18 protein-coding genes are annotated in these 26988 nt (G+C 41.9%); 4 read left to right on the forward strand and 14 right to left on the reverse strand.

All coding sequences use genetic code 11. From position 1 onward, the window contains the following. Positions 1-330 precede the first annotated feature (330 nt). The 4 genes from IQ31_RS18765 to IQ31_RS27375 form a co-directional block, all read right to left on the reverse strand. The gene (locus IQ31_RS18765) at positions 331-1947 is read right to left on the reverse strand and encodes a RagB/SusD family nutrient uptake outer membrane protein (protein ID WP_145329202.1); all 1617 of its coding nucleotides are present in this window, start codon (positions 1945-1947) and stop codon (positions 331-333) included. 9 nt (positions 1948-1956) lie between these two features. After that, positions 1957-5070, reverse strand: a complete 3114-nt coding sequence (locus IQ31_RS18770) for a SusC/RagA family TonB-linked outer membrane protein (protein WP_145329204.1) — start codon at positions 5068-5070, stop codon at positions 1957-1959. A 402-nt stretch (positions 5071-5472) separates the two neighbouring features. Further along, positions 5473-7728 carry a GH92 family glycosyl hydrolase gene (locus tag IQ31_RS18775; RefSeq protein ID WP_145329206.1) on the reverse strand — a complete coding sequence of 752 codons (2256 nt, stop codon included), beginning with the start codon at positions 7726-7728 and terminating at the stop codon, positions 5473-5475. 98 nt (positions 7729-7826) lie between these two features. Then, positions 7827-7997 (reverse strand): hypothetical protein, encoded by a 171-nt coding sequence (locus IQ31_RS27375; RefSeq protein ID WP_158638917.1) that lies wholly within the window; start codon positions 7995-7997, stop codon positions 7827-7829. Between the two features lie 145 nt (positions 7998-8142). On the opposite strand from IQ31_RS27375, the gene IQ31_RS18780 reads away from it, so the two are divergent. The 3 genes from IQ31_RS18780 to IQ31_RS18790 all read left to right on the forward strand — a co-directional run bounded on the left by IQ31_RS18780 (position 8143) and on the right by IQ31_RS18790 (position 12869). Next, entirely contained in the window at positions 8143-9972 is a 1830-nt protein-coding gene (locus IQ31_RS18780) for a right-handed parallel beta-helix repeat-containing protein (RefSeq protein WP_145329208.1), read from the forward strand. Between the two features lie 33 nt (positions 9973-10005). After that, complete coding sequence (locus tag IQ31_RS18785; protein WP_244294532.1) at positions 10006-11598, forward strand: sulfatase; 1593 nt, start codon at positions 10006-10008, stop codon at positions 11596-11598. Between the two features lie 146 nt (positions 11599-11744). Continuing rightward, positions 11745-12869 (forward strand): MBL fold metallo-hydrolase, encoded by a 1125-nt coding sequence (locus IQ31_RS18790; RefSeq protein ID WP_145329211.1) that lies wholly within the window; start codon positions 11745-11747, stop codon positions 12867-12869. Positions 12870-12871: 2 nt separating this feature from the next. Here the strand turns inward: IQ31_RS18790 and IQ31_RS18795 are convergent, their stop codons facing one another. From IQ31_RS18795 to IQ31_RS18810, 4 genes are all read right to left on the reverse strand, one after another. Continuing rightward, entirely contained in the window at positions 12872-13681 is an 810-nt protein-coding gene (locus IQ31_RS18795) for a helix-turn-helix domain-containing protein (protein ID WP_145329213.1), read from the reverse strand. Positions 13682-13896: 215 nt separating this feature from the next. After that, entirely contained in the window at positions 13897-14454 is a 558-nt protein-coding gene (locus tag IQ31_RS18800; RefSeq protein WP_244294533.1) for a Crp/Fnr family transcriptional regulator, read from the reverse strand. Between the two features lie 53 nt (positions 14455-14507). Next, positions 14508-15218: a response regulator transcription factor gene (locus IQ31_RS18805; RefSeq protein ID WP_158638919.1), complete on the reverse strand. Its 711-nt coding sequence runs from the start codon at positions 15216-15218 to the stop codon at positions 14508-14510. Next, positions 15205-16620 carry a sensor histidine kinase gene (locus IQ31_RS18810; protein ID WP_145329219.1) on the reverse strand — a complete coding sequence of 472 codons (1416 nt, stop codon included), beginning with the start codon at positions 16618-16620 and terminating at the stop codon, positions 15205-15207. The genes IQ31_RS18805 and IQ31_RS18810 overlap by 14 nt, the downstream gene beginning before the upstream one ends. A gap of 130 nt (positions 16621-16750) precedes the next feature. Between IQ31_RS18810 and IQ31_RS18815 the strand changes: the two genes are divergently transcribed. Further along, positions 16751-18160 (forward strand): alpha-L-fucosidase, encoded by a 1410-nt coding sequence (locus tag IQ31_RS18815; RefSeq protein WP_145329221.1) that lies wholly within the window; start codon positions 16751-16753, stop codon positions 18158-18160. Between the two features lie 99 nt (positions 18161-18259). Here the strand turns inward: IQ31_RS18815 and IQ31_RS18820 are convergent, their stop codons facing one another. The 6 genes from IQ31_RS18820 to IQ31_RS18845 all read right to left on the reverse strand — a co-directional run bounded on the left by IQ31_RS18820 (position 18260) and on the right by IQ31_RS18845 (position 26818). After that, positions 18260-20026, reverse strand: coding sequence for a RagB/SusD family nutrient uptake outer membrane protein (locus IQ31_RS18820; RefSeq protein WP_070567448.1), 1767 nt, complete (start codon positions 20024-20026; stop codon positions 18260-18262). Between the two features lie 12 nt (positions 20027-20038). Then, positions 20039-23275: a SusC/RagA family TonB-linked outer membrane protein gene (locus tag IQ31_RS18825; protein ID WP_145329223.1), complete on the reverse strand. Its 3237-nt coding sequence runs from the start codon at positions 23273-23275 to the stop codon at positions 20039-20041. Between the two features lie 624 nt (positions 23276-23899). Then, positions 23900-24724: an alpha/beta fold hydrolase gene (locus tag IQ31_RS18830; RefSeq protein WP_145329225.1), complete on the reverse strand. Its 825-nt coding sequence runs from the start codon at positions 24722-24724 to the stop codon at positions 23900-23902. Between the two features lie 234 nt (positions 24725-24958). After that, positions 24959-25468: a DsbA family protein gene (locus IQ31_RS18835; RefSeq protein WP_088160608.1), complete on the reverse strand. Its 510-nt coding sequence runs from the start codon at positions 25466-25468 to the stop codon at positions 24959-24961. Positions 25469-25470: 2 nt separating this feature from the next. Further along, on the reverse strand, positions 25471-25932 hold the full coding sequence (locus tag IQ31_RS18840) for a redoxin domain-containing protein (protein WP_088160607.1): 462 nt from the start codon (positions 25930-25932) through the stop codon (positions 25471-25473). A 361-nt stretch (positions 25933-26293) separates the two neighbouring features. Further along, positions 26294-26818 carry a hypothetical protein gene (locus IQ31_RS18845; protein WP_145329227.1) on the reverse strand — a complete coding sequence of 175 codons (525 nt, stop codon included), beginning with the start codon at positions 26816-26818 and terminating at the stop codon, positions 26294-26296. Positions 26819-26988: the final 170 nt, after the last annotated feature.

Below are 26988 nucleotides of genomic sequence, written 5' to 3' on the forward strand. Positions count from 1 at the left end.
ATAAGATTAAGATAATCGTTACCGCAAGTGCGCATAGAACACTTCTCATTTATCTCAGTTTATATAATTCATAATTGATCTATCTACTGCGTATTACGCTAAAGTAGGACGTATTTTAATATATGATGATCATTTTTTCTTTTTCCATAAAAAATTACACAAAAAAAATTAGAAATATAACATGACAATAAAAAGGCGGTTAAGTGAGTATAACACTTAACCGCCTTCTTGCTTGCTTGCTTGCTTGCTTGCTTGCTTGCTTGCTTGCTTGCTTGCTTGCTTGCTTGCTTGCTTGCTTGCTTGCTTCGTAAAAAATATAGCAGGAGAAAATTAATACCCTACATTTTGCTTCAACGTTCCTTTGCTATTATCGATGACAGCTTGTGGAATTGGCCACAATTCATTTTTTCCAGCTTTGAACGATCTATTTTCAGAGAAAAAACGATCAGTTAACGAAGTATAGGTAACCTTGCCTGTTTTAGGATCCACCGTACCTTTCGACAGCGCGCCATTTACAGGACCGTTCATTACGTCTTTGGCTATTCCCCAACGAATAATATCAAAGCGACGGCGTCCTTCTCCGGCGAATTCTACACGGAGCTCACGACGTACCAATTCACGCAGTTTGCTCTGGCCACTGTATACGGCTTTATCTACTTTTGGCATCTTAGCGCGCTGGCGAACTAGATCGATATTATCATATACGGTATTATCGATAATCCCCAATTCAATCTTTGCTTCCGCATTTAACAAAAGCATTTCGGCATAACGCATCACAATAATGTTGGTACCTACGTTCCAAATGTTCGCATAACTGCTCGGATTTTGGATATATTTTTTATAGTTGTAAGCTGTGCTAGATGCATTATCTGGACCAGATGGATAATCTTCCGATTTCGGATTTAATGGATCGAAATATTTACCATTGTACAGTGCTCCTGGGTAAACAATTGTTGCGCCCAGGCGTGGATCTCTTTTTTCATATGGACTGGCAGGGTCATAAGATTTTGACTCGCCAATAGTCTGTCCATCGGCAGTTTCGTAAGCATCTACCAGACTCTGTGTTGGTACAATAGACCCCCATCCCCCCATTGAATTGGGCAGCATAATACCAAGTGAAGTATATCCTTGAATATTTACCAAATATTCGATATTCATCATGACCTCACTGTTATTTTCATTTGCCTCTTCAAATAAGGTCGCATAATCATCGAATAATTTATAATTAGCCGAAGAAATGATCTCCTGTGTTGTATTGATGACATCCTGGTATTTCTTCTCAAAAGCATAACAGCGCGCCAATAAACCAAGGGCAGCACCTTTGGACATACGGCCGCCACCCTTAGCAAACGACAAATCTGCAGCAGCTTCTTTCAATTCTTTTTCCACAAATTCCAATACTTCCTTTTGCGTATTTGCAGGCACAAACGAATTTTCTGTCGTCAAAGTTTTCGTAATGATAGGCACTCCCCCAAATAAGGTCGCCAAATCAAAATACTTGTATGCTCGTATAACGCGTACCTCGGCGGTCAGCCGCTTCTTCTTTTCAGCATTAACCGGTGATTTTTCAATATTTTCAAGGATGTAATTGGCTCGACGGATATGCTCGTACGTATAGCGTGCCTCTGCATTTCCAGCGTTTGTCGGTGTTGCGGTGCCATTTCCTAAAGCCTGGAATCCTTCCCAAGGGAAATCACTATTGGAGTTATCCGACGTACAGTCCATGTAAAAGATCTGGGTACCGTCTTCCCAAGCAGATCCTTCGGCCAGCTTACCGTCGCTTCCCCTTGTACCGCTGTACAAACCTGTTACAGCAAAATCGGTTTCTGCTTCCGTTTTCCAAAAATTATCGGCATTATAGGCATCCAACGGTTCCTGATCGAGTTTTTGACAAGAGAACAGTAAGGTGGCTACGCTCAATGCAATCGTTATATTTCTAAGTTTCATGATTTTCAATTAAAAGTTTACGTTAAGACCAAACACATTTGTTTTCACCTGTGGGTAGTAATTACCTCTAGAATCCGCTGGCGCCTCCGGATCAAATCCTTTAGCAAATCCGGTAAAAGTCAAGAGATTTTGTCCACTATAGTATACTTTAGCCCCCTTAATACCGATTCTATCCGTAAACGTTTTTGGTAAGGTATAACCGAAGGTGATATTCTTCAAGCGGACATAACTTGCATTCTGGATCCAGAAATCAGAAGGTGTGCCTGAAGGACTATTTTGTGACCAACTGGTCAACGCCCTCGGCATAGATCCGTTTGGATTGGTCTCTGCATTGAAACGATCTGCAAAAATGGTTGTCGGTTTATCCGATCCCGAGATCCCGCCAATGGCTTCGCCCCAAAGATATCCCTGTACTTTAGCCGCACCTTGGAAGAATAGGCTCAGATCAAAGTTTTTATAACTCATATTGGAGGTCAGACCAAAGATAAATTTTGGATCGGGCGAACCTAGATATACACGGTCATTTCCATCGATTTTTTTATCGCCATTCTGATCTTTGTAGATAATATCACCAGCACCTACAGTTCCGTTCACACCTTGAATACCACTGTTTTTATATTCTTCGTCCGAATGATAGATTCCAGCAGTTTCGTAGCCATAAAACGAACGGATTGGTCGTCCCTGCTCATAGATATAGAAAGTTCCATTGACCTGTGGTTCGTCACTGGCCCATTTTTTAATCTGGTTGTTGATATAAGAACCGTTTGCTGCAATGCTATATTTGAAATCTCCGATGCTATTTTGATAATTTACTTGTAGCTCTACCCCATTATTTTGCACTTTTCCTGCATTTTGGTAAGGCGCTGGAAGACCATATAAGTTCGATACAGGCAGTTTTAACAACACCCCATCCGTTTTACGGTCAAAGTATTCAAATACAAAGCCCAGATTATTTTTGAAGTTCAGATCCAAACCAATGTTGGTACTTGTCGTTGACTCCCATTTTAATATTGGATTTGCCGATTCTACGATGGCTCCACCGGAACTAATCTCACCACCAAAAGAATAGTTATAACCAGGAGAAATGGTAAATAAGCCTGGATAATAAGCGTCGGAAGAAGGATATGAATTGTCTGATGTTGCCGCTAATTGTTGGTTTCCTAGTTTACCCCAACCGCCTCTTAATTTCAATTCTGAGATTACATCGGACAAAGAAGATTCTTTAAAGAAATCTTCCTGAGAAATACGCCAGCCGGCTGAGAACGACGGGAATGTACTCCAACGATTGCTTCCCAAGAATCGCGATGTTCCATCACGTCTCACATTGGCTTCCAATAGGTACTTATCCGCAAATGCATAATTGATACGACCGAAGAAAGAGCGTAATATTAGCTTTTTGGCTCCTCCATCGACTTTCATTCCGTCCTTGCTACCCAAATTCAGTTCCGAAAAATCATTATTTAAGAAACCTTGTGCATAAGCACTGGAGTAATCCGCACGGAATGTTTCATCCATAAAACCGCCTAAAACATTGATCTGATGGTTACCAATCTTTTTGTCATAGGTCATCAAGGTTTGAAAAGTCAATCGTTCGGATTGGAAGTTATAAACAGTCAAATTATTCACCCCTTGTTTAGGTCCCAAATCACCATTTGGCGCATAGTATTGGATGTCTTTGACAAATTTGGAAGACATATTGTCAATCGGTTGAAAGCCTACAACCTGTTTGATCTTCAGTCCATCCATAATCTGAAATTCACCGGAGAAATTGACCTGTGTATGTTTATAGGTCATATTATCCTTGGCTTCGAGATCCATCCATGCAATTGGGTTACCATCGCTACCACGACCATATACACCATTACTGTATTTATAAGGAATAAAACTAGGAATACGGTTTACCTGTCTAAAGATCTGCGCCATATCACCGGTATAAGGATTTACAGGTTCGGTGATACGTTGATAATTATACGCCAGTCCTAGATCAAATCGAAGTCTTGAAGATACTTTTGCACCAACATTTGTGCGTAAATTATAACGGTCCGAGCTCGCTACCTTGATAACGCCTTTTTGTCCTAAGTAGCCTCCCGAAGCCATATATTGCACACCTTCTGTTCCACCTGTAACTTGCAAATTATGCGATTGTTGAAAGCCCGATCCCTTGTAGAGCAGTCCTAACCAATCCGTATTGGGATGACCGTCCGGATCAGATCCATTTTTGAAAAGTTCAAGATCCTGCTGGGAAAAACGCTGTGTCTTCCCTTCATTTTTAAGGGCCTCATTTAAGATAACAGCATGGTCATAAGAGTTCATATATTCCGGTAGACGTGTTGGATCCTGAATACCGGCATAGCCTGTATAATTCAATTGCGGCTTGCCACTACCGCCCTTTTTGGTCGTAATCAAGATAACCCCGTTTGCAGCCTTAGAGCCGTAAATTGCTGCACTAGGTCCGTCTTTCAATACCGAAACACTTTCGATATCGTTGGGGTTGATATTATTCATCGAGCTTTCTATTCCATCAACAATAACAAGCGGATTCGCATTATTGATGGTACCCAGCCCACGAATACGGATCGTACCGTTGTCTTTACCGGGCTGTCCTGAATTTTGGGTAATCGTTACACCCGAAAATTTACCCTGGATCGCAGAAGATACATTGGTAACCGGACGATCCTGTAGATCTTTTGACGTGATCGCTTGTACCGCACCGGTTAAATTTACCTTCTTTTGTTTAGCGAATCCCACAACGACCACTTCCTCCAATGCCTCATTATTACTTTCCAGCTGAATTGATAGGGTCGTTCCTGTAACTGTCACTTCTTTGGTTTTGTAGCCAACGCTACTAACAAGCAAAATATCTCCAGCTTTAGCTCGAATTGCAAATGTTCCCTTTGCATCTGTAGATGTCGATACCGATGTTCCTTTGACCGAAACAGTCGCAGACGCAAGAGGACCATCTTCTGCGGTTACTTTCCCGGTAACTTGGTTCTGAGCGACCTCTTTTGCTGTATGTTTAAATGCAATCGGCATTTCTTCGGCCCACAAATTTTGCGAAGACGCAACAAGAAGAGCAATAGCAAGCAGGCTTACCTTTTGGTTACTTGTAAATTTTGAAATCATAATTAAATAGTTAGTAAAATTGAGTCTGTCAGTTTAGTATTAGAGTGACTGGTTCAGTACGTTAAATTAGAGGGATATTTTATGGGAACAAAACAATGGTGTCACGAAATCGATTGCGCAAATAACGCAATCGATTGTCTTTTATTTATTGAAATTCACTTTGTCACTTTTTTAGTATAAAAAACAATGCAACCGGCTGCATCCAAGCTGAAACGCTGTTGTTATATTAAAAACAAATACTTATATGTTCCATTAATACTTTATTAATGAACTATTAATTGGGTTAATTGTAAATAGCTAATGGAAAACAACTATCTATAACAAAAGCGCTGTTGATCGATGATCAACAGCGCTTTTTACTTTTTTACTTTCTGGCGTGATTATGCTGGTAAGCAAGCTATGTTAGTTTCCCCAATTTCGATTTGCTCTATCCCCCATCACAAATTCCAATGTGCCACCTTTCAGCACATCGGCATGGGTCAGCTGTGGAACGTTCAGCGGCTGCCCGTTTAATTTCACCGATTGAATGTATTTGTTTTTTGCAGATGCATTCTTGCCGATAATTACAAAAGACTTGCCATTAGGAAGCTGTATGCTCACTTTCTGAAAAAATGGAGATCCGATGCTGTAGGAAGTCAGACCTGGTGTTACAGGATAGAAGCCCATTTGGGAAAAGACCACAAAAGCAGACATCCCGCCACCGTCTTCATCACCCGGTACCCCCATTAGATCGTTTCTAAACCACTCACCGATCAGTTTATGTATCCGTTTCTGTGTCATCCAAGGTTGTCCGGCGTAATTGTAGAGATAAGGAATATGCAAAGCCGGCTCGTTCGCCATGGAAAATTGTCCAACATTACCTGTATGATCTGGAAGCTGTGCATAAAAATCAAATTTCGACCGACCCAAAGGCTGCTGAAACATCTCATCGAGGTACTTGACAAACAATTCATTTCCCCCCATCAATTTGATCAGATCCGGAATGTTGTGTTGTACATCCCAGCGATAGATCCAGGCATTGTTTTCACCATAATACTCCCGTGCTCCTTGTCCGCCAGAAAACACATAATCAAAAGGCATGATGAAATTTCCCTTGTCATCTTTGGGATGGAAAAATTTGGTCTGTTCGTTGAAAAGATTTCGATAATTGAAAGATTGCTTCATAAAGAGATCATAATCAGCCTGAATACCCAATTCTTGAGCAAGCTGTGCCAAGCACCATAAGTCGTAAGAGGTACCCAAGGTTACAGCGACCGGTTGTCTCCGTTCAAAACCGTTTACTTCTGGTATCGTTTCTTTTTCACCTGGATATAATGCTGGAATATAGCCTTTCTCCTTAAAAAATTCGTCTAATTTCCCCGCGGCTTTTCCCGACCAAGGAGCTAGCGTCTTTTCTGTAATCGCACCTTTTGCTGCCAGATAGGCTTTCTTGATATCAAAATTACGTACTCCTTTGCGGTAAGCATCCAACAAAGTTGCTACACCATGATTGGAATTCATCCGTCTACTATCACCCGTAATCTCAGGGAAAGTAGGTAACCAAGGCTGCTCCATCTGTTCAGACATCCGGACAAAAGAATTGAGGATCAAGGATTCTGTGCCAGGCTCTAACAGTACCCGCAATGGATGATGTGCCCGGTAGGAGTCCCAGATCCAGTCATCGGTAAAAAAAGGTTTGCCCTCGTCCTGATGGACCTTACCGTCGAACGCACTATAATAACGGCCATCCTCAGAAATATTGACTGGCCTTTCGTAGGTGCGGTATAAGGAGGTATAAAACACATGTTTATTGGACTCATTGTCGCCTTCCACGGCAATTTTACCTAAAGCGTCGTTCCATATTTTACGGCCTTTTTCAGCCAGCTTCTTTTGATCAAAGTCGCTGATTTCACGCTTTAAATTGGCTTTTGCCTGTGCGACATCGATAAATGAAACACCATATTTCATGCGCAAGCTAGTCCCTGCCTGATTGAACTCCAATACCATACACGAATTCTTACCAACAGCTTCTGTTGCATTTTCAAGTTGTTGGCCTTGCAGTCGCTTTACCGCAACAGGCTTGGATTCGGGAATAGCATAAATATACACATGCGTTCCATTACCAATATCCTGTGTACCCGAAAGTCCCTGTCCGTCCCATTGAAGTTTTCCTTCCTGCGAGTTGAACTGAAGATATTTTGTAGAAGTTGTTGGAAACGTAAAGGTATACATCCCCGACTGATGCGACAGCGCATAGTCTACCTGAATATTCTCCTGATCCAACAGCACCGAATAGGCATACGGATGTATTTCCTCCTGATCGTAACTATACAGTTGTACCGGTTTCAAACTGCCTGGCAATTTCACCATGGGACTAAGATTGAATGCCGATTTTCCACGATGGCTGGTAACGATAAGCGGCAGACCGAACAGACGGTCTGACGTATAGTCTCCACGCTCAGGATAAACGCGCAAAAGGCTGTTTGGCAAGTGGACCGTTGGGTAGGTTGGCACCAATAAATGGCTGATGTTTCCCATATAAGGATTGACATAGTCAACATAATCTTTCGTCATTTTAGCTTGGGAAAAACCTTTTAGCATATTGACCGAAAGAAGAGAACAACAACATATTGTGCGTAACAATGTATTGGTTTTACGTTTGATATTCTTCGTTAGCATTTTAAACAATTAAGTATTTGATGGTTTAAGGGCGAAACAGTTGTTCCGCCCCCTAAAGTTAATTTTTTTTGGCAACATATTGTCTTCGCGCCCATCGATTATTTGGGACCTGTCAATAAATCAGTCTGCTTTACCTTCTTGATACTGCCGTCCTTGTTGTACTCCAAGCGGTCTACGCAGATGGAATGAAGCCCATCGTTGAATTCGCCATTTTTTTGTGACAATTCACTGTGATGGTAAAAAGCATACCATTTACCTTTGAACTGCAAGATAAATGTTGATTGATGTAGTGCGTAAAAAAAACGCTACGCTTTACGACTTAATTTGGATGTTGAACGATTATCCCTATATTCGACAAGCCAATCCCATAGGGAACTTGTGCGATATAAACCAATTTATCAATAGCAGGACATCATGAACATCCTAAAACCTTATTTACTTATCCTTCTCCTACCATTTATTTATTTTGACAGCCTTGCACAGTCCGCAACGAAGAGTATCGATCTTTCCACCTATGGTGTTGTTCCCAACACGGGCACAAATAGTACGGCATTGGTCAATAAAGCTATTCAATCCATCTTCAGCAAGATTGGCAAGAAACAACCTATTATTTTAAAATTCAAAAAGGGACGTTATGACTTTCATCCAGAAGGGGCGCTAACCCGCGAATACTACATCTCCAATCACGATCAGGACAACCCCAAAACCGTAGGTATGGCATTTGAAAATTGCGACAACATCACAATTGATGGACAAGGATCAGACTTTATCTATCATGGACGCATGTTACCTATCGCATTGATCGAGAATAAAAACCTCACGTTGAAAAATATCCACATCGATTTTGAGCGCCCTCAGATCTGCCAGGTCAAGATTTTACAAAACGATACAATCAACGGTACAATTACTTATCAAACTGCACCTTGGGTAACCTATACGATCAAAGACAGCATATTTTACAATACCGGTGAAGGCTGGCAACTGAGACCGACATCGGGGATTGCCTTTGAAGAAAAGACCAAACGGATAGTCTATAATACAAGCGATATCCGCGTGGGCACAACCAAAGTGAAAGAGCTCTCTCAGGGTATTATTCAAGCGCAGCAATGGAAGAACAGCAAGCTTATACCGGGTACCGTCGTTGCCATGCGCGCGGGATTTCGTCCCAGTCCGGGCGTATTTGTCCATAAAGGAAAAAATATACGACTTGAAAATATCGCCGTCCATTACGCCGAAGGCATGGGTTTGCTAGCTCAATTAACGGACAACATCACATTGGAAGGTTTCCGAATTGCACTTCGCAGCGATCAGGATCCGCGTTATTTTACAGCTCAGGCCGACGCAACACATTTTTCGGGTTGCAAGGGTGTTATTGTATCGAAGAATGGACTGTATGAAAATATGATGGATGATGCCATCAATATCCATGGCACCTACCTGAAGATCACCAAACGACTAGACGACAAAACATTGATCGGTCGTTATATGCACGATCAATCCTACGGATTTGACTGGGGCTACCAGGGGGATACGGTCCAATTTATCCGATCCAGTACAATGGAACTCTGGGACCAGAAAAATAAGATCCAATCCATTAGCGTTTTACGCGAGAAAGCCTCAGATCCAATCCGCGAATTCATGATTACATTAAGTAATGCTTTGGACCCAGCTATTGACCCAACAAAAATGGATATTGGCATCGAAAACCTCACATGGACGCCACGTGTGCTATTTAGCGGGAATACCATACGCCACAATCGAGCACGAGGTGCTTTATTCAGCACGCCAAAAAAGACCCTGGTAGAAAACAACCGCTTTGATCATACTTCAGGTACAGCTATTCTCCTGTGTGGCGATGCCAATGGTTGGTACGAAACGGGTAGCTGCCACGATATTCAAATCCGGAACAATACTTTTATCAATGCCTTGACCAATATGTTCCAATTTACCAATGCGATTATATCGATCTATCCAGAAATTCCGGATTTAAAAAATCAGCAGAAATACTTCCATAGCCATATCGTCATCGAAGACAACCGCTTTGAAACCTTCGATAAGCCTATTCTTTATGCCAAATCAGTCAATGGATTGGTCTTTCGCAACAACCAAATCAAGACCAATAAGGAATACCCTGCTTTTCATTGGAATAAAAAGCCCTTATTTTTTGAACGTGTCGCAAATAGCAGTATTTCAAACAATACGGTAAATGGCAAACAAAGTGATTTACAAAGTTTAGATCAATAGCAAATCCCGATATTCAAACTATAAACTGTCCCTATGTTATTTCGCAAAAACAATTTATCATTCACCCTTGTGGTATTATTTATGGGTATGTATGTAGGAGGTCATGCGCAAACTGTCAACCGAACTAAAGTTAAGCAGAAGCACCAATCGGTATCCACAACAGAACGCCCCAATATTGTCGTGTTTTTTGTGGATGACCTCGGTTGGCAGGACATGTCCGAACCATTTTACAAGGTCAAAACGCCGATCAACGAAAAGTTTCATACCCCCTATCTGGAAACATTGGCCAAAGAAGCCATTAAATTTACCAATGCGTATGCAACACCGGTGTGCACACCTTCCCGAGTGAGCTTTCTGACCGGCTTAAATGCTGCTCATCATCGTGTCACCAATTGGACCCATCCCAAGGCTGACACCCCGACCGATAGCAGAGATGAATTGTTGAATCCACCGGATTGGAATATCAACGGACTAAGCCCTGTGCCCAATATACCACATACGATATATGCTACTCCATTTCCAAGCATCCTTAAGGCCAATGGTTACTATACCATTCATGTGGGTAAAGCACATTGGGGATCTGCCGGAACTCCTGGTGCCAGCCCTTTAAATTTGGGCTTTATGGTCAATATTGCAGGACACTCCGCTGGGCACCCACAAAACTACTATGGCGAGCAGAATTACGGTAACCTTCCTGGCAAAGCAGGTTATCAGGCAGTTCCCGACCTTATGGAATATCATGGCACATCCACATTTCTAACGGAAGCCTTAACCCGGGAGGCGCTGAAGGCACTGGAGGAGCCTATACGCCGTAAGGAGCCTTTTTTCCTTAATTTTTCCAACTATGCGGTGCATGTCCCGATCCAACCCGATCCACGTTTTGTGCAAAAATACCTCGATCGTGGCTTAGATTCCACTGAAGCAGCTTATGCTTCACTGGTCGAAGGTTATGACAAAAGTGTGGGTGATATCGTTCAATTTCTTAAAGACAAAAACCTATACGATAACACCGTCATTATTTTCCTTAGCGACAATGGCGGACTTAGCCTCAGCCCAATGCGCTCCGGACCAAGCCATACACAGAACCTACCATTAAAAGCTGGGAAAGGGTCGGTTTACGAAGGTGGAATCCGGGTTCCTCTGTTGATCAAACAGGCCAAGCAGCACTCTGCAAGCACAGATGCTACCCCTGTTATGGTCGAAGATCTCTTTCCAACGATTCTCAGTTTAGCCAAAATAGATCGCTATCGGCTCGTACAGGAAAAACCAGATGGAAAAAATCTTTTGCCATTAATGGAAGGTAATAGGTCCGACAATTGGAACAGCCGTCCATTGGTATGGAATATCCCCAACAAGTGGACAGTGCCAGACGGCCCTGGAATCAACTTTTTCTCGGCAATAAGACAAGGTGATTATAAGTTGCTTTACGATATGAAAAATGGGAAGCTTGAACTTTATAACCTCCAGCAAGATATCGGTGAGCTCAACAATCTTGCCCCAAAAATGAAAGGAAAAACCAGCGAGCTCAGCAAGTTACTTTCGGATATGCTCCGCACGTGGAAGGCTCAGTTACCGACCTACAAAGCTACAGGACAGCAGATCCCCTATCCTGATCAAATAAGATAACCCAAGTCCAATGATAAACAGCAGATTTTTAAAATTGACCGAAAGCTCTGCTGTTTATTATTGAGCCATACAGCAGATAAATTTGAGCTACCAGCAAAAACAGATCTATCTCAGCAGTCATACCTTTGTTGTATTACAACAAGCAGATGACAACAAGAAACAACAGCAATAAGTGGCTTCGGTTTTTGAAAAGAACAATCTTAGGACTGACTGTTTTCATCGCTCTTATCGCACTATATATGATGCATCCACAATTCGGCAAAAGACCCTCGGGTGAAAGACTTCAACGCATACAGCTATCGAAACAGTTTAAAGACGGAAAATTCCAGAATAGCAGCCCTACACCACAGCTCACGCAGCCCTGGACCGTAGCCCTATACGATTATTTTTTTAAGCGCTCGAACGAAACAAGTCCCAAATACACTATACCAACAGTGGATATCGACTGGGAAAAGTTGTTAAGTCAGCCTCATGGGCTTGTTTGGTTTGGTCACTCCTCTTATTTCCTTCGTCTCGATGGTAAGAACATACTCGTCGATCCTGTCCTTAGTGGCAGTGCTTCCCCTATTCCAGGAAGTGTAAAAGCGTTTAAAGGAGCCGATGTCTCTACCGTATCTGCTCTACCGCCGATTGACTATCTATTTATATCACATGACCATTATGATCACATGGATTATAAGACGTTAAAGGCACTACAACCCCGGGTTGGAAAAGTCATTGTTGGCCTTGGTGTTGGCTCCCATCTTGAATATTGGGGATATCGTCCTGAGCAGATCATCGAAAAAGATTGGTGGGACGAAATCAACTTGGATGATGGTTTCAGTGTAACAGTTGCGCCTGCCAGGCATTTTTCAGGCCGCAGTATATTTACAGCCAATACATTATGGGCATCCTATGTCCTCCAGACACCTTCCATGCGACTCTATTTAGGCGGGGACAGCGGATACGATAGCCATTTCAAAGAGATAGGCAATCAATTGGGTCCTTTTGACCTGGCTATACTGGAAAACGGCCAATACGACCTCAGCTGGAAACATATTCACATGATGCCGGAGGAGGTTGTCCAAGCGGCACATGATCTCAAAGCTACCTTACTGTTTCCGGTTCATTCGTCCAAGTTTGTATTGGCCAATCATGCCTGGAATGAACCTTTAGAACGCATTTCTAAGGAAGCAACACAACAACAACAGCCTTTGCTTACCCCCATAATCGGCCAGGTCATCGACCTCGATCAGCCCCCTTTACCACCTAGTTATTGGTGGCGGAAATAATTTTAAGCAACGGAATTGATAGTCGCTGGTGTTATGCCAAACTTCTCCTTGAAAGAAGCATAGAAATGAGAAAGGTTTTCAAAACCCAGATCAAGATAAAAATCTGCAGGTTTTTGTCGCTTATTTTCAATTAGATAATAAGCCTCAGAAAGACGTCTTTCTTGTAGCCATTTTCGGGGAGACGTCTGGAATATTTTCTCAAAATCACGTTTAAAGCTTGCTAAACTACGCCCTGTTAGTTTCGCAAAGTTTTCTAAAGGTACATTGTACCGATAGTTTTTAACCATAAATTGTTCGAGATCAATTTTATGCGGCTCCGAAAAGTCAAAAAGCAGGTCTTTTAACTGTGGATAGCTTTCCAACAACAAAGTGATCAACTCGTAGATCTTGATATTTTCCATCTGCGGGCTCACTCGGTCGGTGGCTTCCGCATAGGGGGTCAATGACTCAAAATAACTTTTTATAAACAGGTTACTTTCCAGTACAACATTGGACTCACCCTGATACTTTTTGTCCGAACTGAGGTGATGGTCCATCGCGTATTGCTTCAGCCGATCAGCCCGCAGGAATACTGAAACAGATTTGTAAACATTATTTTTCGCGGGATATTTAAAAGCTTTGGCCAGTTGGTTTCTACGGGCAACCACAATCTGCCCTTCTGTCGCCACCAATTTTCCTTTCTGATGGTCCAGATGTGTTTCACCAGATAGCTGAAAAAAAACGACATGTTCGGGAATGAACTGTTCGTGCCCAAATGCTTTCTCGACATAACAGGAATACAAAAAGGCATTCCCAAAATCTTTCTCTTCCATGCTCAATACGATTTATTTTAAACGGCTCTGCGATTATGGGTACCGATAGCTAAAATCAGTCCCAGCCTAAAGGTAGCAAATATCTCATACCTTTTGCAAAGTCTAGTTGTCCGAAAGCTCAAAATATAGTTGGTACACAGCTCAAATCAAATCGCAAAAAAAACTCAACGCATAGTCACCTATGTGTTTCAATATGGTTCCATTCGAACTGCCCATTACTTCTTTGCAGCAAGGCGCTTACGTATAATACTGACAAATTCGGGTGAAACCCCCAGGTAGGATGCAATATAGTATTGCGGTACCCTTTGGGAGATAGTCGGGTATAGTTCAATAAATTCGAGATAGCGATCGGCGGCTGGTTTGGCCATTGTATGGATCAGCCTATTTTGCAGAACAGCGAGCCGACGTTGCACCAACATACGAAAAACTCGCTCAAACTTTGGAACAGTCTCTAATAATCTCTCTTTCGTCTCTGGTGTTAACATCAAAAACTCACTGTCTTCTAATGTTTCCATGTATAAACTGGATGGTGTATGATAATGAAATGAAGCAATATCACTAATCCACCAATCTTCGACAGCAAATGCCAGCGTTACTTCAAAACCATTTTCATCCAGATAATAAATCCGGACACACCCTTTTTGAAGATATCCTTCAAACTGACAAATTTCCCCCTCCCCCAATAGCATTGTTTTTTTGGGAACCTTCTTTGTTATCAGTAAACCAGTAAACTGTTCGGTTTCTTCGGCTGTCAAAGTAATGCACTTGGACACATTTTTAAGAATATTTTCGTATAATATAGGATTTCTTTAAATAGATCCGGTCGTCAAACGCCTTCATTTTCGTGTAAAATATAACCCGCTCCATAGATACTTTCGATATGAAGTTTGCGATCCATCTGCAGCAATTTACGAAGTCGGGAGATAAAAACCTCTAGACTCTTACCGTTAAAAAAATCCGTATTACCCCAAAACTGCAACAGGAGATCTTTTTTATTGACCAATAGATTTTTATGAAGGACCAGATGTCGCAGCAACTCAGCTTCACGGACTGTGAGCTTTTGTATGTTTCCCATTCCATCATGCAAACTATAGCGTTCCATGTTGAGCAACAGACAACCGATAGCGAGTTCGATTTCCGGATTTGTCTGCACTTCGGGCGCATTTGCCACGGTCAATAAATTGCGAATCTTGAGCAGTATTTCGTCCATGTCAAAAGGTTTCGCAATGTAATCAACAGCGCCCAGACTAAGTCCTCTGAGTCGCGATGTGCGTTCATGAAGTGCTGTCAAAAAGAAAATAGGTTGCCCAGGATTCAATTGTATCATTTGTTGCGCCAGGTCAAAACCATTACCATCGGGCAACTGCACATCAATAATTAGTAATTTGACGGCACAGGACTGAAAAGCCGTCCAGCCTCCTTGCGCCGTGCTTTCCCAGCGTACCCTCAAGCCTTTGTATCGCAAATAACGTGAGAAAACTTCGCCCAAATCAGGTTCGTCTTCAATCAAAAGGATGTCAATCTTATCTTTTGCCATTGAATGCCACATTACTCATGTAAATATAAAAAATTGTACCGGAACCAGACTTACTGCCTGCTACACGGATCGTCCAACCCAGCCTATCCAAATAAGATTTGACATAGTAAAGCCCCAGTCCCAGTCCGGGTTTATTACCGGATAGTTCCCCCCTATAAAATGCTGTAAATATCGCTTCCTGATCTGCAGCGGCGATTCCAACTCCATTATCCACTATTTTGAGGTTATAATGATGATATTGCTGCTCCCAGCTAAACTGAATCGTCTTCTTACTATTATCGTTAAATTTTATCGCATTGGATACCAGGTTATCTAAGATTGAGAAATAATAATCTTCATCGAGATTCATCGCTACATCGGCAGCTAAAGGTTCATATTGAATTTCAATTTCACCCCGGTAGCGCAAATGAAGTTCTTTCAGTATTTGCTGTGTCAGCCGATCAATAGAAACGGATACAATTTTCGCCTCTTGTTCCTGTAATGCCACAGATCCCATGACCTGTTCAAAATAAGCTTTGAGCCGTTTGGCTTGCCTTTCTACGATGCGCCCAAGTTGTGCCACCTCCTTATCGTCTTTTCCTGTTTCACGATCGATCAAACTATGTGCACTGATCAAAATTGTCGTCAGTGGCGTATTAAATTCATGGCGCATATGATTTAGAAAACTCGTTTTCAGGTCTGCCAATTTACGCTGGTTGATCCAATTACGATAGGTTCGATAACTCAATAATACGATCACAACAATACAAGCTAAGGAGAGTAAAAACACGGGCAACATACGTTGGAAAATGCGCCAATCCCTATTTTCATAATCAACATACAGGCTATAGGTAAAACGATAAGGAATGGGATTCTTGTCGCTAACAGACAGTTGGAATACCCTATTATTATTTGTTCCGCGCTTGAGTGTTCCACTGATTAAACCTGCGCGATCATCGGCAGCTAACGTATAGAAAGTCGTCCAGGCACGGTCTCCTGCATTATATATTTCTAATTTATCAAAATGGAATAGGTAAACAAGTGTCGTATCGAGCCCTTGCTGATATACGATCCGACGAAAAATACTGTCTAACGACTGCTGCCTCCGCATCTGATCGAGAAAGCCATTCATACAATGGTTACCGTACTGGTCTACGTCTGCGGACTTATTTATTTTTTTTTCATACCATTTCGGCAAACAGGGTACCAATGTTGTCTGGAATATGGCATCTCCCCCAGGGAATATCTTATCATCCATAATAACAGCTCCATAAGCATTCTGGATCCGGTTGAGCTGTCCAATCTGATAATTCTTGTCTTCAAGCTTATACGTATTGAAGATCAGAAAACCGATCAGCCCTGTTAAGATCAAGAAGCTTGTTCCGAATGCCCAAGGATATATATTTTTACCGGTACTCTTCATGGTTTAAAAATAACATCAATTTGTCGAATCAAGATAGCTATTAGGCTTTTATTAGGCTTTCGTTAGGTTTCCATTAGGCTTAAATAACACAACCTTGACCTATCTTTACAACATAACAACTTCATAAATTATGTCCAAAATTTCACAGCCCCTACTTTACTGCCTATCCTTTCTTTTACTGGGCAACACGCTATTGGCACAATCCAGTTTTTCAAAGAAGGTCCTTGAGCAGAGCCAGCTCGACTTTGTCAATCTTGGATTCGGTATGTTCATCCACTATGGCATGCCTACTTTTATGGAACAAGACTGGTCCGATCCTAATGCCGCGCTTGAACTGTTCAAATCTCCGAGGCTCAACGCCGATCAATGGGCCAAAGCTGCCAAGTCGGCCAACATGAGCTATGGTTGCCTAACCACTAAGCACCATAGTGGCTTTCCGATCTGGAATACCAAAACAACAGATTATAATGTAATGAACACGCCTTTACATCGTGATGTTGTTAAAGAATTTACGGATGCCTTCCGCAAAAATGGTTTGCGTGTTATGCTGTATTATTCCATTTTGGATATGCATCAAGGCATACGTCCACATACCATTACGAAAGCACATATCCAATTGATCAAAGATCAGTTGACCGAATTACTGACTCAATACGGCGAAATCGACGCCTTGGTCATCGATGGATGGGACGCCCCTTGGTCGCGAATTTCGTACGATGACGTTCCTTTCGATGACATCTACTATCTTGTCAAGTCACTCCAACCGAAATGTTTGTTGATGGATCTCAATTCGGCAAAATATCCAGGTGATGCGTTGTTTTACACCGATATCAAATCGTACGAACAAGGCGCAGGTCAATTTATCTCCAAGGAACATAACAAATTGCCGGCAATGGCCTGTCTTCCCTTACAGCAAAATTGGTTCTGGAAAACATCGTTTCCGAACACCCCAGTTAAAAACGTCAATGAATTGGTCGAGAAATTTGTAATTCCTTACAACAACGCCTATTGCAACTTTATGCTCAATGTAGCACCCAATAGTGATGGTCTGATGGATCAAAATGCACTTGATGCACTGAAGACAATCGGTACATTATACAAAAATAAACCCAACTACAGCTCATTACCAAGTTACCAGGCACCAATAGTCGACCACAATATGGCCAAGCAGGTACCTTCCTACAGTAGCTGGAGCGAAGATATGAACATTATGGATTTTGCCAACGACGATAACTTTGGCAGTGCCTGGGTCTCCAATCCGGCAGTCAAAGGTGAAGTATGGTATGAATTGGATTTTGAACGTAGTAAAGCTTTCAATAGTGTTGTTATTACCGAAGGAAAAGACAATCCTTCACAGTATCACTTATCCTATCTGAAAGATGGAAAATGGCATCCTATCGCGGTTACAGCCGTACAACAGGGCCGCATCAAGATCTTCCGCTTTGATGAAGTACTGGGACAAAAATTACGCTTCAGCATTAAACCTGAAAAAGGCCATGCCGTCGTAAACGAAATCGGCGTTTACCAAGAAAGACGTTAACAAACCAAAAAAAACTTCAATCAAACAGCCCCCTTAGTAGTAAAAACGGCTCCTTGCAATGCAAGAAGCCGTTTTTACGAGGACTAATAAATTAAATTCCTATTTACTCCAACCTGGGTTTTGTGTCAGATTTCCGTTCAGCACAATCGCTGCAGACGGAATTGGGTAAAGGTATTGCTTGTTATTGTCATCCCAAGTACGCTTCACAGCTTTAAACCATTCCAGGTGATTGTCCGAAGTCATTGTCTGGAAATTGGTACTTTTACCCCCTATAGCCACCTTGGCTACTCCTGCAGGAACAGTTATCGAAGGAGCTGATTTACTTCCATCATAGAACACGACATCTGGCGTTCCATTGTGGTCGATATCAATCAGCTTATCTAAAGCAGGGATATAAATTCCCGTCCAAGGCAAATTTGCCATAAGCGGTCCAAGTTTCCATCGCTTCAAATCATTGAAACGGAAACCCTCCAGAGCTAATTCCACCTGTCTTTCCCGACGTATTTCTAAAAGCACGGGGCTATTGACTTCGGGGAAGAAGGTATTTTTCAAGTAGGTATCCACTTTGGTTGGCAGTGTATTCGTTCCACTTGTTATTCCTGCCCTTGAACGTAATGCTCCAATAGTTTTCGACCAATCCGCATCATTGAACGTACCTAGTTCCTGTTTCGCTTCAGCATAATTTAATAGTATTTCAGCATAACGCATTAAAGGAACTGCATTAGTATTGTAACCGCCATTGTCGTAATAGGGATCGTCTAAAGTATACTTGATCGGTTGATACCCCGTATAAGTAAAACTTGCAAAATTTGGGGGAGCAGGCTGTCCATTACGGGAATATCCTGGCGTCCGGATCAACTGCGCCAAGCGCAAGTCGCGATTTTGACACTCCTCATAGAATTCCTCAGTCTGAAAGTTCGGTCTATCCGTATAAGGAGTACCGTCAACATTCAAAAAACTATTGATAAAAGGCCTTACCAAACTTAAACGTGGACCGTAGGTTGCTGATGTCCACCACCAGTTGGCGTCGTTCAAAAGCGCAAGATCTTTACTGAAAGTTACGGCCAACATAACCTCTTTTGTCACTGGAGTATTACTGGTAAACAACTGTCGCTGTGATGTTTTAGGGTCTGCGGAGATATTAAGCCCATAAGGACCATTTTCCATTAAAATCTTGCCAGCGTCTACCGCCATCTGGAAAAATACTTCCGGCTGTGTAGCCAAATTGAGCTTTTGGTATTTACGAAATGTTCCTTCGAACAGCGCGATTCGCGTCTTCAAACCCAGTGCTGTCCATTTATTAACCGTACTACCGTCGCCCGCCGTATTTGTGATATTGGCGTAGGCAAAGTCCAGATCTTCCATGATGTGCTTCATGACCACTTCGCGCGAATCCCGTGGTGCTTTAAGAATATCCGTCTCATCAACAGCCAAAGGGTGATCTACCCAAGGCACATCGCCAAAACGAACTACTTTCTCATAATAGAACCAAGCTCTGAAAAAGCGGGCTAAGCCGATATAATTATTTTTGATGGCATCGCTCAATTTGGGACTATTACATTTAGCTATCAATTGGTTGATATTACGCAGGGTAGTCCAGGACCACCCCGAACTGATCTCAGCACTGTAAGCGCCGCCGACCATAAAATCATTGAGGCTATTTACGGCCGAATAGTCAGCCATAGCGTCACCTTTATAAGCGTCACTACCAGAGGTAATATTCCGATAGAATGAGTTGCTGTAATTTTTTAATCCACTTTCGCTCCCGAAGATATCCTCCTCGGTGGCACCTGCCTTCGGCAGCTCGTTTAGTTCACAGGAGGAGAACAAAAGCGCAACAATAGGTATATAAAATAATTTTTTCATGATAATAAAAAACTATAAGCCAATAGATAAATTAAAACTAACACTCTTCATAATCGGATAGTTAAATCCGTCGCCAGAACCCGTTCCGATCTCCGGATCAGATTTGCCCAGATTACCGACATCGAGATCCTTCGTTTTTTTGTAAAGAGGCGACCAGGTCCATAAGTTTTCGCCCGAAAGTCCAGCCCGAAGACTACTAATTTTTAACCTGTTGGTTACAGATTTAGGAAAACTATATCCGATCTGTATATTTTTCATCCGTATATAGGCAACGTTCTGAAGATATCTTGTCTGTGGCGTTGTTTTGATAGATTCATTGTACCCAGCATAACGAGGAAAATAACCGTTTGGATTGTCTTCAGTCCAATAATTGTTGAGGTGCCATTCCGGCAAGTTGTTGTAAGGTCGATTGTATTGTCCCCAAAAAATAGATTCATTGCTCGGGTACCAATTCTGCTTACCTACACCCTGGAAGAAAGACGAGAAATAAATACCTTGCCAATCCAGATTAAGGTTAAAACTATAGATATATCGTGGATCGGCATTACCGATTACAGTTCTGTCACCATGGCTATAAATCGTATTATTTCCATAATCAATTACACCATCACCATTTAGATCCGCAAAACGTACGTCACCTGGATATATTGTACCATTGTTTGACGATTTGATCAATTTTTGTTTTGCAGCACCATCAATTTCCGCCTGATTCTGAAATAAACCCTGCGTTACATAGCCCCATATTTCACCGATTCGCTGACCTTCATAATACGATCCATCTTTGATTAAACCCTCCTTATTTTCGTAACGGTCTATATTGGATCTATAATCAGCCAAAGTACCCCTTACGGACCAATTGAAAGGACTACCGTTCAGATCGAATCTATCCTTATAAGTCAAGCTCACTTCAAAACCTTTTGTGGTCATGTCAGCATAGTTCCCTTTCGGCGACTCCGCACCAAAGATATCAGGCAAAGCTACACCTAAGGTATACATATTTAAGGTCTTGCGTTGATAGATATCGCCCGTAAAAGTCAGTTTTCCATTTAAAGACGATAGATCAAGACCTAAGTTTGCTGTGCGCGCTGTTTCCCAAGTTAAGTTATCCGGGATCACCTTAGGCACCGAAGTATATGCCGGCTTCTGTCCGTTCAATACCCGATCCATAATCTTGATCTCGTAAATATCCAAATAGGAATACGGATCGACATTACCATTACCCAATGAGCCATAGGACGCTCTTAGCTTTAGATCAGAAAGTGCTCTTTTGTCCACCTGGAAGAATGGCTCTTCAGAAATACGCCAGCCTACGGATGCGGAAGGGAATAGTCCCCATCGTTGGTTTGTCGGAAATTTGGACGAACCATCGTAGCGGCCATTGAATTCAAAAAGGTAACGGTCCTTGAAAATATAATTGGCACGCATAAATACCCCGACATTACGGTACTTGTTATATCCCGCTGTCGCTGTGGTATTCTGCCCTACTGCGAGGTTGATATTTTCAACATCATCATTGAGTAGACCTGTTTTGGTAATATAGGTTGAATTGTAGGTACGCTGCTCATAATTGTATCCGAGCAAACCTTTAAAATAATGATCGCCAATTGTGCGTTCATATTCACTGTAGAGATTTCCAAACAAGTAACGGTAGCGTTGGTCTACTTGATAAATATTGTCGTTCATACTTGTTTCCAACCGCAACATCTTTCCCTCCTGTGTGCTATACGGAACAGGTACACGGACTCTTACCGAATTAAAATCGCGATTTCTAAAAGTCAGATCCCCTTTAACGCGGAACGTGTTGTTGAAAAACTTAGTCTCGAAAGAAGTTGTGTTGCGGAGATCCTGATTTGCCGTATTCGTACCATTTTTACCGTAGATAAAATCCCCTACTGTATAGGCTGCAGAGAAGCTCATAGATCCATCAGGGTTAAAGATCGGCGAAGAAGGGTGTCCCTCATCGGCAATATTGCGCCAGATATTTCCACCTTCGCCAGCAGTCGATGGGTCTCTGTATTTGGCATAATTAAAATCGATGTTATTGCTTATCCGTAACCAGTCGGTGACCTGAAGTCCCGCTTTTGCACGTGTATTATAGGTCTTATATTTATCACTGTTGTAGCGGTACATGCCATTGTAGTCGTAAGCACGTCCAGAAATATAGTAATCCATTTTTTCTGAATTACCACTGATGGACAGGTTGTGATCCTGGACAAACGTATTGTCCTTGATCAACGTACCGTAATAATCTTCATTACCGTAGTATACATAATTACCTTTATCGTCGACAGTGACCTGTTCGGTAATGCCCTGTTCTTTTCTTCTCTTAAATTCTTCCAGCCAATCTGTTGTAAAGATCTGTGTCTTGTTGAGCTTGCTCGGAATCGATGAATAATTGTTCCAGGCATTATAGGCTGTAAAGAAATGCGAAGCATATTCGTAACCATCTGTCACGAATTTAGGCAAGGTTACAGGTTTTTGAAAAGAGCCACTTCCTGAATAGTTGATCGAAGTTTTTCCGGACTTGGCACGTTTCGTTGTAACCAAAACTACCCCGAAGGTACCGCGGGAGCCGTAAATCGCAGATGAAGCCGCATCTTTGAGTGTAGTTACACTTTCAATATCATTGGGATTGATCGCCGAAAGGTCACCCTCGACACCATCAATAAGCACAAGTGCACTTCCACCCTGACCAATGGAAGTTGTCCCACGGATATTGAAACTTGGTGCACGATTGGGCTTACCATCTGCTGGGGTTACATTCAAGTTGGGAATTACACCTTGGAGCATCTGGCTTGCATTACCCAGTACGCGTCCCTCAAAAGCTTCCGATCCCACTTGGTCTACTGCACCGGTAAGATTCACTTTTTTCTGCGTACCATAACCGACCACCACAACTTCCTCCAGTTCGGTATCTTTAGATTCCATGATGATATCGATCTGCCCTGCCGTCACGCTGACGATCTTTTCACTATAGCCTATCCCTGTCAATTTGAGTCTTTGCCCTATAGTGGCTTCAATCGTGAACTGACCCGCTACATTCGTTGAGGTTGTTTTTTGGCTGGTTAAATTGGTAATGGTAATTCCGGACAAGGTTGTTCCGTTTTTGTCTTTCACCACCCCTTTCACGGTAGATTGAACTGCAATACTGTGCACCTCTTGATTCAATTTGACATAATCGCGCTCTACATTAGCCCAAGTGGGGTATGAGAGACCCAATGCCATACTGATTAGTAATGTTTTTTGCATTTTTAGTCTGGTTTAGAATTTTGCTTCAAAGTTGATGCTTTGACTTGGTTTATAATTTACCGTAATGTTAACAAATATTTAATTAATATCAACAACATTACTACCTAAACAGGTTTAGCACACCATTAAATAATCAAAATTTATCTTTTATGTAACATAAATTATAAAAACAAGTATTGACACACCTAAAATTTAATCCATTCAATTCAAAAACCTAAAGTCCCCTTTTTCATAATCCAGAAATACGTTAATGGACCGCGAAGGGATTCCGCAAGATCCATTGTTTAGTACATTTTTTCTTTCCCGTTTTTCTTGAACTAGTTCAATGAACAGCTAGACACTGGAAAGATGGAAATACTTCAAAAACTTTTTACACCGATTTGGGCAATACGGACAATAACATTGCCATACTGGATTTTTTGCTGGCTGTCTGGCAGGAGCCTATTTAGGTAAAGAACTTGGGTTAAGCTCAATTGCATTTGCCGGAATAGCAATGCTCATCTGTCACTTTCTTTCCAGCCCAAGCGACCAATAGATATAGTTCTAAGATAGGATAACAAAAAGATGCTGTCCTGATCGTATATCAAGGCAGCATCTTTTGTTATCGCTTTTTAGTGTATGCGTTTATTTTCCGCTAATAAAAGCCAAAATATCCTTATTAATGGTCTCCGCTTCTGTAGTAGGCATTCCATGTGGAAAACCGGGATAGGTAATTAAAGTACCATTTTGGACTAACTTAGCCGCTCTTCTACCCGTTATATCAATCGGTACGATCTGATCATCTTCACCATGCAATACTAAGACAGGAATCTCGACTTTTTTAAGTTCTTCTGTAAAATCAGTTTCAGAGAACGCTTTGATACAATCATAGTGTGCCTTAATACCGCCCATCATACCTTGCCGCCACCAGTTGTCCATCACGCCTTGCTGTACATTCGCTCCATCGCGGTTATAGCCATAAAAAGCGAGGGTAAAATCTTGAAAATACTGTTGTCTGCGTGTTGCCGTATTCAATCTTATTTCGTCAAAAACCTCCATTGGTACACCATCGGGATTTGTAGCACTCTTAGCCATGGTCGGGGTAACCGCACTGATCAATACAGCTTTTGAAACCCGAGAAGTACTGTGATTGGTTATGTAGCGAACGACCTCGCCACCACCTGTTGAGTGACCAATATGGATGGCATCTTTTAAATCCAATGCTTCTACCAATTGTGCAATATCCGACGCATAGGTATCCATCTCATTTCCCGTTGCCGTCTGTGTCGAGCGACCATGACCCCGGCGATCGTGTGCGATCACACGGTATCCTTTTTCGAGGAAGTACATCAACTGCGCGTCCCAATCGTCGCTGGATAAAGGCCAACCATGATGAAATACGATCGGTTGTCCTGTTCCCCAGTCCTTGTAATAAATTTCTGTTCCGTCTTGAACTTTGAATGTTGCCATGATGAATAGTTTAAGAATTTTATTGTTTACATGATATGTTAATTGGATTGCAATTCATAGTCCAACAAACATATACAACTGTATTTAAGTATATTAAAAAATTAAAAGTCAATTTAAAAACAACGATATTTCGTTATTTATACAACAGATTCATTCGTTTTTACGATATGATCTATTATCCTGCAAGAGACTTCTCGTCGTGTGCTCACCTGTGTTTAAATAGTATTCATATATTCAGTTTTCACCTAATATTTGAACCAAATCTTCCGCTCCACCGTCAAATTTCTGTCCATTAACAAAAAATGTCGGTGTCCCATTAACGCCGCTCAGCATACCACTTTCAAAATCGCCATCCACGCGATCCTGCAACGCTTCGTCCTGCAAATCAGATTTGAACTTCGACATGTCCAAATCCAGTTGCTCGGCGATATCCAGCAGCAATCTTTCGCTCAGCAAGTTTTGGTTTTCAAAAATGGCATCATGCATCTCCCAAAATTTCCCTTGCAGTGCTGCAGCCTCCGCCGCCAATGCTGCGGGTTTTGCATAGGGGTGCATCTCCGAAAGCGGAAAATTGCGGAATACAAACCTGATCTGGCTTCCCAGTTCGGCCATCATTTCTTTTATAATTGGATGAGCTGCACCACAATGCGGACATTGGTAATCCCCATATTCAACAATGGTCAGATCGGCCTGGCCATTTCCCAATATATGGTCAGCATTGCTGACCTTCGGTTTCAATGACATAATTATTTTGATTTAAGATTCTCCAATGCTTCGATGATACCGTCTGCACCCGGATTGACCGCAGTCGGAGACAGATAACTCCAAGCGATAACGCCCTCCTTATCAATCACAAAAAGTGCGCGCTTGCACTCCCCTTCCTCTTCATCGTAAACACCATACTTCTTGGCGACCTCGCCTTTAGCTTCAAAATCGGCTAAAAGTGGAAAATGCAGCTTTCGGGATTGCGCAAAGGCCATATGGCACCATTTGCTGTCAACGGAGATACCCATAATCTCCGCATCATATTTCTTGAAATATTTGAGCATTTCATTATATAAGGCCATCTGATCGCTACATACCGGACTCCAATCTGCCGGATAAAATGCCAAGATCACATTATGCCCCTTGAATTCTGATAAGCTAATTTTTTGATCGGGTGTCGCATACAAGGTAAAATCAGGGGCAACATCATTTTTGTTTAACATATCAACGTCTTTAAAGTTTAACTACCATTCATGCTGCACAACCTTAAAATAGATCTGCATCACCTTTAAATAAAGCACTTAAAAGCAAAAATTGTTTTAAAGAAAAAATAGCTTATCCACGATCTGACTACAAGATCCGTTGATCTGCCTACCTCCAAAATCGGTGGATCGGCCATCTTTGTATCATCAATTTATTTAAAAACAAAAAAACATGAAATCACAAAAGGTATGGTTCATCACTGGCGCTTCCAAAGGGCAAGGTCTCAGTCTCGAACATCCACAGTCGTTCAGTAAGCTCTTCAAAAAGAATGTCCAACAAAGCCCTTAGAGTTTAGGCAACTTTTCAGTAGATTATTTATCTTTATTCCGCGTAATATCCCGCTACGCCAATGCCAATCGTCCAAAAGAACTTTGACTTTTTAAGGTCCTCCAGCAGCATATCCGCATTGTCTTCGTATTCGCCATCGGCTTTGATTTCCTCAATCTCCTCCTGAACATCCTCTTCAGTAATCTGTCTCCAGACACCAACAGAGCTATTTAAAAATGTATAGCAATATCCCGCTTCGGCATCATCAACCTCACCCGCATTTTTATCACGCAGGATACTTACAAGTTCGGTCGCTTCGACCTGAAACGGATTAACACCATAGATACTGATTTCAGTTTTTTCTGGATAGGGTCCATTGATGCTTTCTATAAATTCCAATGTTCCCTGATCATTAAAATCAAGTCTCAATTCGAGTTCATCATAATAATATTGGTCGTCCAGCGCATCTGAAGGAGCACCAAGTACATTTTGAACTTCAGCACGGCCCGCACCGAGATTAACCTGACCAATACCTTCAATTTGAATCCCAACACGTGGGACTAGTTCGATCTTTTTCATCCGTATTCAGTAAATTATAAAAAGGATACCTGCATAAATAACACTTGAAGATCCGTTATCGTTTTATCCAATGATGAACATAGCTACAGCTTTATGCTGACATAAATTTACACTAATTCCCATTAAATAATTATTAACATTTTTAACTTTTCTTACGATCCTTAGCGCAC

Origin of the sequence: Sphingobacterium siyangense, assembly GCF_007830445.1 — a bacterium.
In the GTDB taxonomy this organism is placed as follows: domain Bacteria; phylum Bacteroidota; class Bacteroidia; order Sphingobacteriales; family Sphingobacteriaceae; genus Sphingobacterium; species Sphingobacterium siyangense.

Excerpts from the sequence above, each read along its gene's own strand:
- IQ31_RS18785 (WP_244294532.1), top strand. The coding sequence starts at position 10,006 with ATGTTATTTCGCAAAAACAATTTATCATTCACCCTTGTGGTATTATTT.
- IQ31_RS18815 (WP_145329221.1), top strand. The coding sequence starts at position 16,751 with ATGTCCAAAATTTCACAGCCCCTACTTTACTGCCTATCCTTTCTTTTA.
- IQ31_RS18825 (WP_145329223.1), bottom strand. The coding sequence starts at position 23,275 with ATGCAAAAAACATTACTAATCAGTATGGCATTGGGTCTCTCATACCCC.
- IQ31_RS18810 (WP_145329219.1), bottom strand. The coding sequence starts at position 16,620 with ATGAAGAGTACCGGTAAAAATATATATCCTTGGGCATTCGGAACAAGC.
- IQ31_RS18795 (WP_145329213.1), bottom strand. The coding sequence starts at position 13,681 with ATGGAAGAGAAAGATTTTGGGAATGCCTTTTTGTATTCCTGTTATGTC.
- IQ31_RS18775 (WP_145329206.1), bottom strand. The coding sequence starts at position 7,728 with ATGCTAACGAAGAATATCAAACGTAAAACCAATACATTGTTACGCACA.
- IQ31_RS18780 (WP_145329208.1), top strand. The coding sequence starts at position 8,143 with ATGAACATCCTAAAACCTTATTTACTTATCCTTCTCCTACCATTTATT.
- IQ31_RS18790 (WP_145329211.1), top strand. The coding sequence starts at position 11,745 with ATGACAACAAGAAACAACAGCAATAAGTGGCTTCGGTTTTTGAAAAGA.
- IQ31_RS18840 (WP_088160607.1), bottom strand. The coding sequence starts at position 25,932 with ATGTTAAACAAAAATGATGTTGCCCCTGATTTTACCTTGTATGCGACA.
- IQ31_RS18805 (WP_158638919.1), bottom strand. The coding sequence starts at position 15,218 with ATGGCAAAAGATAAGATTGACATCCTTTTGATTGAAGACGAACCTGAT.
- IQ31_RS18765 (WP_145329202.1), bottom strand. The coding sequence starts at position 1,947 with ATGAAACTTAGAAATATAACGATTGCATTGAGCGTAGCCACCTTACTG.
- IQ31_RS18830 (WP_145329225.1), bottom strand. The coding sequence starts at position 24,724 with ATGGCAACATTCAAAGTTCAAGACGGAACAGAAATTTATTACAAGGAC.
- IQ31_RS18845 (WP_145329227.1), bottom strand. The coding sequence starts at position 26,818 with ATGAAAAAGATCGAACTAGTCCCACGTGTTGGGATTCAAATTGAAGGT.
- IQ31_RS18770 (WP_145329204.1), bottom strand. The coding sequence starts at position 5,070 with ATGATTTCAAAATTTACAAGTAACCAAAAGGTAAGCCTGCTTGCTATT.
- IQ31_RS18820 (WP_070567448.1), bottom strand. The coding sequence starts at position 20,026 with ATGAAAAAATTATTTTATATACCTATTGTTGCGCTTTTGTTCTCCTCC.
- IQ31_RS18835 (WP_088160608.1), bottom strand. The coding sequence starts at position 25,468 with ATGTCATTGAAACCGAAGGTCAGCAATGCTGACCATATATTGGGAAAT.